We start from the raw sequence: 13428 nt of genomic DNA on the forward strand, positions 1-13428 counted from the left end.
GTCACAATGGCTGTGGCGCTCATGTGGTCACCGCTGAGCCCGGGGGAGGGCCTTCCGCAGGAAGCGGACGGTGGGCACTAACCCGGAGGCCGTTCATGGACCTTGCGCCAGACGTCAACGCCATCTCCAGCCTGGTCGACCTGCTGGGCGCCGTCCTCCAGTTGGCCGCCGCGGTCGTCACCCTGCTGGCCGCCGCAGCCGTCGGCAGGCGTCGCAGCGGCCGCGGCGAGGACAAGGAGCGGTGACGCCCTTGAGATTCGCGATACGCCCATGACATTCTTGTGCGTCGATGAAAAGCTGTGCGCGCGGGGCTGATGTCCGTCCGATGGGCAACCGGGATCCGGTACGGATCCGGGGGGACGGGTGACACGAGCGACGGACCACCGAGGTCCGTCGTCCACCCCTTCCCCTGAAGGAACCGAGCCCATGCGCATCCAGAAGAAGAGGCGCGCGTCCCTCCTGGCGAGCCTGCTGCTCGCCGCGACCGCGCTGTCCGGCATCGACGCCCCGACCGCCAGCGCGGCGCCCGACCCGGTCGCCGTCACCGTCGACGCCCGCGCGGGCATGGCCACCGTGCCCGCCACCGCGCTGGGCGTCAACCACGCCATCTGGGACCAGAACCTCGGCACCGCCGAGACGTCGGACCTGCTCCGCGACGCGGGTGTGCAGATGATGCGCTACCCGGGCGGCTCGTACGCCGACATCTACCACTGGAAGGACCACACCGCGCCCGGCGGCTACGTCGCACCGGGAACCGACTTCGACACCTTCATGGCGGCCGTCCGGCGGGTCGGCGCGCAGCCGATGATCATCGCGAACTACGGCACCGGCACGCCCGCCGAGGCCGCCGACTGGGTACGGTATGCGAACGTCACCAAGCGCTACGGCGCGCGGTACTGGACGATCGGCAACGAGAACTACGGCAACGGTCACTACGGGTCCGCCTGGGAGGCGGACGACCACCCGGACAAGAGCGCGACACAGTACGCAAGGCTGGTCGTCGAGTACGCCGACGCGATGAAGGCGGTCGACCCGAGTATCAAGGTCGGCGCGGTGCTGACGATGCCGGGCAACTGGCCGGACGGCATCACCGCCGGCAGTGACCCGGGCCCGTGGAACCAGACAGTGCTCTCCATCGCCGGTCCGAAGATCGACTTCGTGGACGTGCACTGGTACCCGGGTGGCTCTGCCGCCGAATCGCTGGCCCGCACCAACCACCTGCCCGACGCGACCTACCTGCTGCGACAGCACCTCACCCGGTACGCGGGCCCGAACGCCGACCGCATCGGCATCAGCTTCACCGAGCTGAACGTCGACGCCGGACGGACCACACAGCCCGCCGCGCTCTTCCTGGCCGACGCGTACAGCGCGCTCCTGGCGAACGGCATCTTCACCGCCCACTGGTGGAACGTGCACAACGGCATGGGCACCGTGACGCAGGTGGCCGGCCAGACCGACTACGGCGACTTCGGCATGCTCTCCAGCGGCGCCTGCACCGAGGACGGCTCGGTCTGCCAACCGCCACTGAACACACCGTTCGCGCCGTACCACGGGCTGACCATGATGAAGCTCTTCGCGAAGACCGGTGACCAGTTCGTCCGCGCCGGCTCCGACGAGCCGCTGGTGACCGCCCACGCCGTCCGTCGGGGCAACGGTGACCTCGCACTGCTGCTGCTCAACAAGGACCCGGACAACGCCCACCCGGTCACCATCGACTATGCCGGGTTCACCCCGTCCGCCGCCGCCCCGACGGTGTCGACCCTCACCAACGGCGCGACCGGCATCGCCACCAGCCAGAACGGCTCCGCCACCAGCCGGACGCTGCCGGCGTACTCGTTGACGACGCTCGTGTTGCGACCGGCTGGCGCGACCGCCGGGCGGCCCTCGGCCCCGGGCCAGCCGACAGCCAGTGGTGTCACCGACCGTGCCGCGACGATCTCCTGGCCGGCGGCCACCCCGGGCCGCAGTCCGATCGCCAAGTACGAGGTGTACCGGCAGAACGGCGGGGCCAGCGAGCAGCTCGGCGAGACGCCGACCACCTCGTTCACCGTCGGCAACCTGGTGCCGGGCAGCAGGTACACAGTCAACGTGCTGGCCCGGGACACCGCCGGCCGGGTGTCCTGGGCCTCGCCACCGCTGACCTTCACCACCGGTAGCCCGACCACCAGCGCGTGCACCGTCCGCTTCACCACCGCCAACGACTGGGGCAACGGCTACATCGGCGGCATCGAGATCGTCAACAACGGCACCAGCCCGGTCAACGGGTGGACGCTCACCTGGACCTGGCCCACCGAATGGCAGCAGGTGAGTAGCGGGTGGAGCGCCACCTGGGAACAGGTCGGCACCGCCGTGCGGGTCACGCCCACCGACGACAACCGGCAGATCGCCGCCGGCGGCAGCGTGAGTGCCGGCTTCGTCGGCGCGTACGGCGGGCCGAACGTGCTGCCCACGGCGTTCACTCTCAACGGCACGGTGTGCGCCACCGGCTGACGCGACCGTCGGGCGCACCGGCCGGCGCGTTGACCGCGCCAGCCGGCGCACCCGAGCTGTGGGGCCGGTGATCGATCATGGTGAACGTTATGCTGCGGGACCGGACGGGGGAGAGGTGGTCGATCGTGACGCAGTCACAACCCGAGACCGGCCTGCAACCGGACAGGCCGAACGCGGCGAGGATGTTCGACTACTACCTCGGCGGCAAGGACAACTTCGCCGCCGACCGGGCGGCAGCCGAGATGGTGTTGCAGGTGGCGCCATGGATGCCCGAGGCTGCCCGACAGGGCCGCGAGCTGATCTCCCGGACGGTCCGACACCTCGTCGAGGAGAAGGGCATCCGGCAGATCCTGGACCTCGGGTCCGGGCTGCCGACCCAGGACAACGTCCACGAGATCGCGCACCGCATCGATCCGGACGTGCGGGTCGTCTACGTCGACAACGACCCGGTGGTCTGCACCCACGGCCGCGCTCTGCTCGCCGACTCGAAGACGGTGTCGGTGGTCCAGGCCGACCTGACCGACCCGCAGCAGGTCCTCGGCCACCCGGCGATCGGCGATGCGATCGACGTCGGTAGCCCGGTAGCGGTGCTGATGATGTTCGTGCTGCACCTGGTGCCCGACGAGCAGGATCCACAGCGGATCGTGGCCACCTACCGCGACGCGCTCGCCCCCGGCAGCTACCTGGCACTGTCGCACGCCGGCACCGACGTGCACCCCGACCTGATGGCCCGCATCTCGGCGATCTACGCGCGCGCGAACAGCCCGTTCGTGCCGCGGAGCCACGCGGACATCTCCCGCTTCTTCGGCGACTTCGTCCTCGAACCGCCGGGGCTGGTCAACATGTGGCCGCACACCGAGCCGCCGGCCACCGCAGACCCGCAGGTCGCCCGCACCGGCTACAGCGGCGTCGCCCGCAAACCGTAGGCCGGCCTGATCCGCTCGGGCGACGGGCGGGCGCTGGCACATCCGGTGCCCGCCCGTCGGTGACCGTCAGCCGTCCACGCCGAGGTTCCCCGGCGGTCGTAGCAGGCAGAAAACGGAAGCGCCCGCCCCCACACCTGGGGACGGGCGCTTCGTTGTGCAGAGGGCTGGGTCAGCCCACCACCGACCGCAGCGGCACCCGCGCGTCGCGCAGCGCGCGTACCAGATCCTTCGCGAACGGGTGTTCATCGGCCTGGAGTCCCTGCGGGTTCGGGATCACGACGTACGCCGAACCGTCCTTCGCGGAGGCCTTCGCGTCGGTGGTGAAGCGTTCGACGACGGCCTGCGTGCGTGGCAGGTCGCCGGCGGCGACCTCGATGGTGATCGGCCGCCAGCCGCCGCCCAGGTCCGGCGTCACCGGCGCGGCGGCGGCGCTGGCGCGCGCCGCGTCGACGCCGGCCGCGCGCCGGGCGTCCGGCGTCGCGCCAGCCGGGTAGAGCAGCGCGTTGGCCACCAGGTGCAGACCATTCTCGTTGTACGCCCGGAAGAGCGGATTGAACGCGAACAGCACCGCCCGACCAGCCCCGGTCGGCTCGTCCACCACCGCTGCCGTGCCCTTGAGGATGTCCGCGCCGACGGTGTAGCCGTTGGCCCAGAACGTGTCACCCGTCGGGTAGGTGAGCACGTTCGTCCCGGTGGTGCTCGGGTTGAGGATCGGGTCGCTGTTGTTGAACTCGAAGTCCTCCGCCGGGCGACCCGACGCCACCGGGCTGGAGGTGTCCACGTCGACCCGCAGGTGCGAGCCGATCACCAGGTAGTCGGCGGGCTTGGTCTTCTCGGTGGTCGAGGTGAGCCCGGCGGCGCGGGCCAACCGGGTGCCCTCGTTGCGCAGCCCGACGTAGGTGTGGCCCTGGGCGATCCACTCGCGCAGGTTGGCCTGGCCGGTAGCGGTCAGACCGCCGGTCGGGTTGCTGCCGTCCGGCACCAACAACACGGTACGCCCGGTGAACGCGGCGGTGTTGTCGTTGATGTCGGCGGTGGTGACCGGCTTCAGGTCCAGCCCCCACCGCTTGCCGAGCACATAGCGCGCCTCGCCGTGGGAGCCCGACGTGGTGGAGATGCCGGTGCCCTGGAAGAGCCCGACGTCGGGCAGGTCGAGGCGGGTGCCGGTCGGCCGACCGCCCGGCGTGAGCGTCACCCCGAGCGACCTGGCCAGCTCGTCGACGGTACGGCTCACAGTGGTCGCCGGGATGGCGACCCGACTGCTGCCGAGGTCACGGACCAGCGGGACACCGCGGCCGAGAAGGGTGAAGGTGAACTCGGCGGCGGCAGCCGAGTCCATCGGGTACGTGTACGAGCCCCACGGCCAAGCCGCGCCAGTGCGACCACCGGTGACCTTCCGGACCAGCTCGGCGTTCGGCTTCACGGTGTCGCCCGTGTAGAGGGCCGAGACACCCATCAGCAGCGGGTTGCTCCAGGACGACACGTCGTAGAAGTACGGGAACGGCACGTACGGGTCCTCGCCCATGACGGCCTGGATCCAGTGCTTCTGCGGCTGGTCCATCGGGATCCAGTACGCACCCTTGGGCACCGTCACGTTCGTGGCGGTGCGCCCACCAAAGACCCGCGCGGTGGACACGCGGGTTGGTTTGCGCAGCTCGTACACCTCGACGTCCATCCTGCGAAGCCGCTCGACGAGCTGGCGGACGTCGGCGAGCTGCCGGTCGGGCAGCAGGAAGTACGAGCGGATCGTGATGTCCGGCACCGGGAACTGGACCTCGTTGGTGGGCTGCACCACCTCGTTCGGCTCCAACGTGCCCGCCCGGCCCTGGGCGAGCGCGTCGGTCCAGATGTCGTAGTACCCGTCCAGCACCTCGCGCTTGTTGGCGGCGGCCCAGCCCAGCGTCGACCACTGGGTGTGGAACTGCTGCTGCACGCGGTCGGCCACCGTGGAGGCGCTGCCCTTCTCGTACGTCATGCCGGCCGCGCCGAAGCCGGTGGTCGGCACGGTGTCGCCGTACCCCATGAAGAACATGTCGTACGTGTCGTAGTTGAAGTAGCACTCGGTGGTCACGGTGTCGTCGCAGGCGCCGTTGAAGCCGAAGCCGGCCTTGTTGGCCTCGCCGATCCGGTTGATCCAGTCCACCGCCTCGCCGGCGATCTCGTGGTGGATCGGGTCGGCGTTGGGTGGGAAGAAGTATTGCCGGCCGCCCATCTCGTGCGCGTCGACGAACACCTGCGGCGGGTAGCGGCGCAGCAGTTCGAGCTTGCCGTCGGTCTCCTGCTGGGTGCGGGCGAACCAGTCCCGGTTCATGTCGAAGCCGAACTCGTTCTGTCGCCGCGTCGCATCGCGGCCGTCCGGGTTCTGGGTGGGGACGATGATGGTGACCAGGTTGTCGTTGCGCCGGGCGACCTCGCAGGACAGGCCCGCCGCCAACTCGTACAGCGTCTTGAGCGCCGCGTCGGTGCCGCTCTTCTCACCACCGTGCACGTTGGCGGTGACCCAGACGATGGCCGGGCTGTCCTTCGCCGTACGGGCGGCCGTCCGCGCGTTGGTCCGGCGCGGGTCGCGCAGGTCCCGTACGTCGTCGGCGATCTTCCGTAGCGCGGCGGGCCGCACGTTGCGCTCGTTGGACACCACCGCGTACGGCAGCGGCTGGCCGAGGACGCTGGTGGCCATCACCCCGGTGACGACCCGGTTGGAGGCGCTGTCGACGGCCCCGAGGTACGTCCGGACCTCGTCGTTGGTGACGACCCGCTCCTGCCCCACGCCGAGGGGGAAGCCGAGCACCGCCTCCGGGCTCGGCACGGTGCCCAGGCGTGAGGTCGGGTCGCTGCTGCACCGCGACGGCGGTGCGGCGCTCGCTGTCGACGTGCCGCTGAACAGGGGAGTCATGCCGAGCAGGAGCGCGACGGTGGCCGCACCCGCCAGCCGTTTCGGAGGGACCGTCCAGAACGGACGCGACGATGAGGGCATGTCTCGGGTTCCCTTCTGGGGAAGAGCCTCGCAGTGGCCGGAGCCTATGAACCGGCCGACACGACGGTCAAGGCCTGATCGACTTCCGTGAGTCCGTGGGGCTGCCGAAGGCGACATCGCCTGGCAGGATGAGGGAGTGGGGTTTGCCTTCGCCGGAAGGAGAAGACGGTGCCCGCGTCTCAGGAGACCATCACGCTCTCGGTCTATCCGGATCTGCCCTCTGCCGATGCTCGGCGCTCCCTTGCCTCCTGGCTGCGCGCCGAGGACCGGCTCCGCGGGCAGGTGAATGCAGCCCCCGCCGCCGACGTGACGCCGCCGTCCGACGAGATGTCGGGGGGCGCGACGGACGTGCTGCTGGTGGCGGTCGGGAGTGGCGGCGCGGTCATGGTGCTGGTGCAGGCCATTGCCGGCTGGTTGACCCACCGCCGCGAGGACGTGACGGTGAAGCTGACCCTTCCGGGCGGGTCGTCCGCCGAGTTGGACGTCCGCCGGGCCCGCGACATGGACCAGGTCACCGCCCTCATCGAGGCTGCCGTACGCGCGCTGGCCGAGCACGAACCGTCTGCCGAGACGAACGACAGGTGAGCCGCCCCGACCCGACCAGGTCGACCGCGCTGCTGATCGGCACTGCCACGCACAGCCAACAGGCACTTGAAGACCTACCCGCGGTGCGGGCGAACGTCACCGAGATGGCCCGGTTGGTGACCACCGGGCCCGTCGATCTGGTCGCCGTGGAACGGTGCACGCAACTCCTCGACCTTGCGCATCCTGGCGAGGCGGGTGTGACCATCGCCGAGCGCTGTGGCGAGGCCGAGGACCTGTTGCTGGTCTACTACGCCGGCCATGGGCTCCTGGACGACAACGGGGAGTTGTTCCTCGCGCTGTCGGGCACGAACCCCCGACCGGACTGGCTGAAGTACACGGCCATCCCGTTCAGCTGGATCCGGGACGCGATGCGGGACAGCCCCGCACGTACCCGGGTGTTGATCCTCGACTGCTGCTTCGCGGGCCGCGCGCTCAACACCATGTCCGCCGCCGACGTCGAGAACGGGTTGGCCGACCGTAGCGAGATCCAGGGGACGTTCACCCTGACCGCTACCTCCGACAACGTCGCCGCCATCGCCCCGGTCGGCGCGGAACACACGGCGTTCACCGGCGAGCTGCTCAGCCTGTTGCGCCACGGGCCCCCGGTGCGCGACGGCCATCCCGACGGGGAAGACCTCACCCTGAGCGCCGCGTACCGGCACCTGGCGGTGACCCTGCCCAGCCAGGGCCTACCCCGTCCGCGTCAACGCAACACCGACCTCGCGGCCGACCTGGTGTTGCGTCCCGCCCCCGCAGCTGCGGCCGCGCCGGTGGCCGAGGATCAGCCAGCGAACGAACCGCCCGTCGCCACGCCAGCGGTCGGCCTGCCCACCTCGGCCGAAGCCCGGCCGGTGATCGACACACTCAGCCGACCGCAGCGGCTGTTTCACCCGTTGCACCGCGAACTGCTGAGGGCACATTGGCGACGGCTCGCGCAGGCCGCCGGCGTCGAAGCCGTGTTCCTCGTCCTGCTGCTGGGATGGTTCATCTCGAGGGAGACCGTGCCGGACCAGGTCGGGTGGGTCGACGGTGACCTGATGCTCACGTTCTTGGAACTGGGTGCTGCGGCCATCGTCACCGCGTTGGCGGCCACCGCTGCGGGCGACGTGCGGGATGGGTTCCCGGGAGTTGCACGGATCAAGTGGGGACTGGCCATCGCCACCTGGGGTGTGGTCGTCGTGATCCTGCTCGTGACGGTGATCATCTGGGTTCTGACGCCCGTTTTCGGTGACGACATGATCATCGCCGTTCCGTTCATCGCCTGCCTACTCGCCTGGTTCGCATGGTGGCTCGGGGGCCGTCGGGTGAATATGTGGTGGCGTACCCCGGTCGCGGTCGCCACCACGGTCGGCGTTCTCCTGTACGCAACCCGGGGTCCGGCGGAGGAGGGAACCCTGTGGTGGCAACTGCTCGAGAGCCACTCCCTCGGGCTGTTGTGGACGGTGACCGGGATCCTCGTGATCGGCTTTCTGGTCGTCACCCAACTCGAGGACGTGGTGACCGGCCACTTCGCTCTGGCGAGACGCCCGCTCGTCGTCTCCCTCTCCAAGCAGGGCATCGGCATCCAGACCAGAACACACAACAGGTTCATCGCCTGGCACCACCTGGACCGGATCTTCGTCGCCGGCAACATCCTCGTCATCGCCTTCAAACGGGACTATCCCGAGGTGGAGAAGCCGCGCGAGTTCACCTACTCCACCCAACTGGGTGGCTTTCCAGTGGCCGACCTCCGGCACTTCCCGCACAGCCGGGCGGAGATCCTGCACGCCCTCTCGCACTTCGCGGGTGCCACGCTGCACGGGGTCACCCCGCCCAGCCGGGACGAGGATTGGCTACCCACGCGACCGGACGGGAAGCCTGCTCTGCGGTACAGCGACCGTTGGAGCACCCAGTGAGGTGAAACCGGCCCGCCGCCGACCGGACAATCGGTCGACGACGGGCCGGGTCGAGGGCAGTACGGCTACCAGGTGGTCAGGCCGAGGTCGATCGTCCTGGTCAGCGTGGCGTTGTCGTCGTCGCCGTCGAGCGACCAGACCATCGCGCCACCCAGGCCTGCCCGGCGGATGTAGAGCGTCTTCTGCAACACGACAGCCGGGTCGTCGTACGTCCACAGGGTCGTACCGTCGAACAACCAGGCGTGCCCGGCGCGGAGGTCGCGGTGCACGGTGAACCCGTTACCGGCCAGGGTCTTGAGCTTCTTGTAGTCCTCGTTGCCGGCCTCGAAGGTGGCTGGCGCGGGCCCGGTGGCCGGCTGGAAGAGACCGTTGCCGCCGCCGGTGATGCCGGTCCAGCCGCGACCGTAGTACGGGATGCCGAGCACCAGCTTGTCGCGGGGCGCGCCACGGGCGATCCACCCGTCGACGGCGACCTCGACGGAGAAGTCCGGGTCGTCCGGCGCGCCGGCCGGCACGCGCAGCGCGGACTGCTGGTTGGCCTTCGCGTCCCAGCCGCCGTGGAAGTCGTACCCCTGCACGGTGGCGAAGTCCAGGTACTTGAAGATCTTGCGGCCCTCGTAGCCGGCGTCCATCGTCGCCGGGTTGGCCGGCAGGAAGGCGGTCAGCGGGTGATGGGTGCGGGTCTTGCGCCCGTGGGCGTCGAGTTGCCGGCGGAACTCGGCGAGCAGCTTGGTGAAGTTCTCCCGGTCCTCCGGGCGGATCACGTTGCCCGGCTCACCGTCCCAGTTGGGCCACTCCCAGTCGAGGTCGATGCCGTCGAAGACACCGGCCCCGGCGCCCGGGCTGCCGGGAAGGTTGCCCTTGAGGTAGAGGTCGATGCAGGACGCGACGAACGCCTTGCGGGAGGCGTCGGTGCGGGCGGCGTTCGAGAAGTACGTCGACCAGCTCCAGCCGCCCAGCGAGATCAGCACCTGGAGCTTGGGGTGCTTGGCCTTGAGCTTGGCGAGCTGGTTGAAGTTGCCGTTGAGCGCCTGCCCCGGTGCGTCGGCGACGCCGTCCACGCTCTCCTCGGCGGGGACCGGTCGCTGGTAGTCGGCCCAGGCGTCGCCCTCGCCGGGCCCACCGTCCACGTAGCAGCGGCCGTCCTCGCTGACATTGCCGAAGGCGTAGTTGATGTGGGTGAGGCGGCTCGCCGCCCCGGAGGTGTCGAGCTTCTTCACCGGGAACGCCCGGCCGTAGATGCCCCACTGGGTGAAGTAGCCGACCCGGTGGTAGCCGGCGCGGTGCTGCTTGTTGTCGCCCGCGCTCGCAGCGGTGGGCGGGGCTGCCGTGATCAGCAGGGCCGCCAGGGTGACGACGGCGGTGAGACGGCGGTGGCGGAATGGTCGCATCGGCACACTCCTACGAGGTGTCAAGCAGAATAGTAAAGACACTTATCTGATTGATGAAGTTAAGCCGGTCACCGTCCACGGTCAAGAGCCGTCCAGCCACATGGGGGATTGTGACGGCGTTACCCGGTGGTAACGATGTTGTGCCATGGACTCCGCCTTGACTTTGATCGGACTGCCCATCGCCCTCGGCGTCATCATGCTCGGTCTGGGTCTCGGACTGACCATCGCGGACTTCCGCCGGGTGGCCCAGCACCCGCGAGCCGCCGTCATCGCCCTGGTGTGTCAGGTGCTGGTGCTGCCGGCGATCTGCTTCTGCCTCGTCCTCGCGTTCGACCTGGCACCGGAGCTGGCCGTCGGCATGATGCTGCTGGCCGCCTCGCCCGGCGGCACGACAGCCAACCTCTACAGCCACCTGTTCGGTGGGCACGTGGCCCTGAACATCACCCTCACCGCCATCAACTCGGTGCTCGCCGTGTTCACACTGCCGATCCTGGTCAACCTGTCGGCGGCGTACTTCCTGCCCGACGGCCGGAGCCTCGGGCTGCAGTTCGACAAGGTGGTGCAGGTCTTCGCCATCGTGCTCGTCCCGGTCGCGATCGGCATGCTGATCCGCGCCCGGCTGCCACACGTCGCCGAGCGCCTGAACCGCCCGGTCCGGATCCTCTCCGTCGTGGTGCTCGTCGCCGTCATCGCCGGGGCGGTGCTCGGCGAACGGGAGAACATCGCCGACTACTTCGTCGCGGTGGGCCTGGCGGTGCTCGCGTTCAACCTGCTGAGTCTCGCCATCGGGTACGGGGTGCCACGACTCGCCGGAGTCGACCGGAGCGCCGCGACGGCCGCCGGATTCGAGATCGGCATCCACAACAGCACCCTGGCCATCACGATCGCGCTCAGCCCGGCGCTGCTCGACAGCACCCAGATGGCGATCCCCGGAGCCGTCTACGGCATCGTCATGTTCTTCACCGCGGCGGCCTTCGGCTACCTGGTGACCCGCGTCCGCACCCGGTCCGCCGCGACGTCGACGCCCTGACGGAGGTGGTGCTGGCCCGGTCGCCCTCGGCGAACCGGGCCAGCCACTCAGCCGACCTGGTCGTTGTCCTTGAGCGAGCCCCAGCCGTGCCAGCGGTCGATCTCGATCAGGGCACTGACCCGGCCACGATCACGCCGCGGGTACGCGTTGCCGGTGTAGTGCTCGGCCAACCGGTCGATGTCCGCGAAGTCCTCGTCGGCGCGCAGCTCGGCGACGTGCCCGATGATGCTGACGTGGGTGTACCAGCCGGCCTCGTCGAGGACGGTGAGGGAGACCCGGGGATCGTTGCGGACGTGCTCCAACCGACGACGGCTCTCGTCCATGTTCACCAGGATCCGGCCGTCCTCCCACAGGTACCAGGTGGCGGCGGAGACCGGCTGACCACCATTGCGAAGCGTGGTCATGACGGCCGGGTTCGGCTTGCGCAGCATCTCGACCGCGGCCTCGGGAAGCGGTGGCTTGGACATGAAGTCTCCTTATGGCGTGAACGTGTACCCCTGCACGTTACGCAGCCGATTACCTGCTCGCTTCCAGTTCGTACCCGTGTGGCGGTGACGGCTGGGGCGTCCGGGGCTGTGGACCTGGCGGTAGTGCGGGTGGACGGAACGCACCCTCACCGCGCGCCTCCGGCCGCCGGAAACGTACAACTTGATAAGTTCAATTCGCTAGCGACAGCCTGTGAGGTCGGCCAAGACGTGCCACCGTCTACCTGCGTCTCGATCAGGCGTTGGGCGAGTTGAACCAGCGCCTCGGTGGTCAACGTGGTCCTCGTCCGCCTCGGCTACCCGCCCGTGATCATCTTCAAGCGCCAGCGTGACGCCTACCTTGCCGCGCTGCAGAAGGCGGACGCCGGAGATTACGGTGCGCTGGGAGAGTTGGTTGCTCGTGCGATGTACGACAACCTGAACCGCTTCATCGTGCCGAACGTCGCCGGTCCAGCGCGCCTTGTGCCGCTCGCGGCCTTGGTGACAGCGGAGTTCAGCCTTGCCGCGCTCCGACAAGCTTCGCAGCGCGGGCGTCTCGACGCGGTGCAGGGATCGGACGGCATTTGGCGAAGTTCCCGCAAGGCGGTCGAGGCGTACCGGGCGACGAGGAACCAGAGGCGGTACCGCGCTGAAGGAAGCTGATCCGTTTGTGGCGCTCCCGTGCTCGGTGACGTGCACGCCGGATGGGCGTTTCGAACGGATCGTCGCGCAGGAGGCGGTACCGCCTTCAGGGCGCAGCTCGACGCCGGAGAGGATGTGGTCATGAGCAACTCCGCACTGCCCAGGCGTGTCGTCGTCACCGGCGCCACCGGCAAGCTCGGCCGCGCCGTCGTCACCCACCTACGCGCGGTCGGCGTCGACGTGCTGGCCGTGGACCGCGCCGGTGGCCGCGACCCCCGCGACGTGGACGGCGAGTTCCTGCTCGTCGACCTGACCGACTACGGGCAGGTGGTGGAGGCGTTCACCGGGGGCGCCGACGAACACGCGGGTGGCGTCGACGCGGTCGTGCACCTGGCGGCGGTCCCGGCCCCCGGGCTGATGTCGAACGCAACCACGTTCGCCAACAACTCGGCCGCCACGTACAACGTGTTCGCCGCCGCCCGGGCGGCCGGGATCAAGCGGGTCGTCTGGGCGTCCAGCGAGACGGTGCTCGGGCTGCCGTTCGACACCCCGCCGCCGTACGCGCCTGTCGACGAGGAGTACGCGCCGCGCCCCGAGTCGACGTACTCCCTGAACAAGGCACTTGAGGAGGAGATGGCCCGGCACTTCTGCCGCTGGGACCCGGAGCTGGTCATGGTGGGCCTGCGCTTCTCCAACGTGATGGACGTCGAGGACTACGCCCCGTTCCCCTCGTTCGACGCCGACCCTCAGCTGCGCCGGTGGAACCTGTGGGGCTACATCGACGCCCGCGACGGCGCGCAGGCGGTCGAGCGGGCACTCGCCCACGACCAGCCCGGTGCCGACGTGTTCGTCATCGCCAACGCCGACACCGTGATGAGCAGGTCCAGCGCAAGCCTGATGGCCGAGGTCTACCCGGGTGTCGAGATCCGGAAGGACCTCGGCGAGCACGAGACCCTGCTCAGCATCGACAAGGCGCGACGGGTGCTCGGTTACGAGCCGCGGCACTCCTGGCGAGACCACGTGTAGGTCGG

Annotated in this window: 11 protein-coding genes; 8 read left to right on the top strand and 3 right to left on the bottom strand. The window is 69.5% G+C overall.

The features are described 5' to 3' along the window. Positions 1–95 precede the first annotated feature (95 nt). The 3 genes from FHU34_RS32965 to FHU34_RS13925 all read left to right on the top strand — a co-directional run bounded on the left by FHU34_RS32965 (position 96) and on the right by FHU34_RS13925 (position 3416). Positions 96–245, top strand: a complete 150-nt coding sequence (locus FHU34_RS32965; RefSeq protein WP_167524821.1) for a hypothetical protein — start codon at positions 96–98, stop codon at positions 243–245. 181 nt (positions 246–426) lie between these two features. After that, positions 427–2490: a cellulose binding domain-containing protein gene (locus tag FHU34_RS13920; protein ID WP_145780475.1), complete on the top strand. Its 2064-nt coding sequence runs from the start codon at positions 427–429 to the stop codon at positions 2488–2490. Between the two features lie 125 nt (positions 2491–2615). Then, positions 2616–3416, top strand: coding sequence for an SAM-dependent methyltransferase (locus tag FHU34_RS13925; protein WP_208744995.1), 801 nt, complete (start codon positions 2616–2618; stop codon positions 3414–3416). 169 nt (positions 3417–3585) lie between these two features. Here the strand turns inward: FHU34_RS13925 and FHU34_RS13930 are convergent, their stop codons facing one another. Next, positions 3586–6390, bottom strand: a complete 2805-nt coding sequence (locus FHU34_RS13930) for a M14 family zinc carboxypeptidase (protein ID WP_145780476.1) — start codon at positions 6388–6390, stop codon at positions 3586–3588. A gap of 168 nt (positions 6391–6558) precedes the next feature. Here FHU34_RS13930 and FHU34_RS13935 point away from each other — a divergent pair, with 168 nt between their 5' ends. Together FHU34_RS13935 and FHU34_RS13940 are read left to right on the top strand one after the other, a co-directional pair. Continuing rightward, positions 6559–6975, top strand: a complete 417-nt coding sequence (locus tag FHU34_RS13935; RefSeq protein ID WP_145780478.1) for an effector-associated constant component EACC1 — start codon at positions 6559–6561, stop codon at positions 6973–6975. Continuing rightward, positions 6972–8870, top strand: a complete 1899-nt coding sequence (locus FHU34_RS13940) for a caspase family protein (RefSeq protein WP_145780480.1) — start codon at positions 6972–6974, stop codon at positions 8868–8870. Before FHU34_RS13935 ends, FHU34_RS13940 begins: the two co-directional genes overlap by 4 nt. Before the next feature lie 65 nt (positions 8871–8935). Here the strand turns inward: FHU34_RS13940 and FHU34_RS13945 are convergent, their stop codons facing one another. After that, on the bottom strand, positions 8936–10261 hold the full coding sequence (locus FHU34_RS13945) for a glycoside hydrolase family 18 protein (RefSeq protein ID WP_145780481.1): 1326 nt from the start codon (positions 10259–10261) through the stop codon (positions 8936–8938). A gap of 145 nt (positions 10262–10406) precedes the next feature. Between FHU34_RS13945 and FHU34_RS13950 the strand changes: the two genes are divergently transcribed. Then, positions 10407–11291, top strand: coding sequence for a bile acid:sodium symporter family protein (locus tag FHU34_RS13950; protein WP_145780483.1), 885 nt, complete (start codon positions 10407–10409; stop codon positions 11289–11291). Positions 11292–11338: 47 nt separating this feature from the next. On the opposite strand, the gene FHU34_RS13955 is transcribed toward FHU34_RS13950, so the two are convergent. Beyond that, positions 11339–11758 (bottom strand): PPOX class F420-dependent oxidoreductase, encoded by a 420-nt coding sequence (locus FHU34_RS13955; protein WP_145780485.1) that lies wholly within the window; start codon positions 11756–11758, stop codon positions 11339–11341. A gap of 285 nt (positions 11759–12043) precedes the next feature. Between FHU34_RS13955 and FHU34_RS13960 the strand changes: the two genes are divergently transcribed. Then, positions 12044–12418, top strand: a complete 375-nt coding sequence (locus tag FHU34_RS13960) for a hypothetical protein (protein WP_208744996.1) — start codon at positions 12044–12046, stop codon at positions 12416–12418. Positions 12419–12538: 120 nt separating this feature from the next. Next, positions 12539–13423, top strand: coding sequence for an NAD-dependent epimerase/dehydratase family protein (locus FHU34_RS13965; RefSeq protein WP_145780487.1), 885 nt, complete (start codon positions 12539–12541; stop codon positions 13421–13423). Positions 13424–13428: the final 5 nt, after the last annotated feature.

This window comes from Micromonospora taraxaci, from assembly GCF_007830095.1.
Lineage (GTDB): Bacteria > Actinomycetota > Actinomycetes > Mycobacteriales > Micromonosporaceae > Micromonospora > Micromonospora taraxaci.

Excerpts from the sequence above, each read along its gene's own strand:
- FHU34_RS32965 (WP_167524821.1), top strand. The coding sequence starts at position 96 with ATGGACCTTGCGCCAGACGTCAACGCCATCTCCAGCCTGGTCGACCTG.
- FHU34_RS13950 (WP_145780483.1), top strand. The coding sequence starts at position 10,407 with ATGGACTCCGCCTTGACTTTGATCGGACTGCCCATCGCCCTCGGCGTC.
- FHU34_RS13955 (WP_145780485.1), bottom strand. The coding sequence starts at position 11,758 with ATGTCCAAGCCACCGCTTCCCGAGGCCGCGGTCGAGATGCTGCGCAAG.
- FHU34_RS13930 (WP_145780476.1), bottom strand. The coding sequence starts at position 6,390 with ATGCCCTCATCGTCGCGTCCGTTCTGGACGGTCCCTCCGAAACGGCTG.
- FHU34_RS13945 (WP_145780481.1), bottom strand. The coding sequence starts at position 10,261 with ATGCGACCATTCCGCCACCGCCGTCTCACCGCCGTCGTCACCCTGGCG.
- FHU34_RS13920 (WP_145780475.1), top strand. The coding sequence starts at position 427 with ATGCGCATCCAGAAGAAGAGGCGCGCGTCCCTCCTGGCGAGCCTGCTG.
- FHU34_RS13965 (WP_145780487.1), top strand. The coding sequence starts at position 12,539 with ATGAGCAACTCCGCACTGCCCAGGCGTGTCGTCGTCACCGGCGCCACC.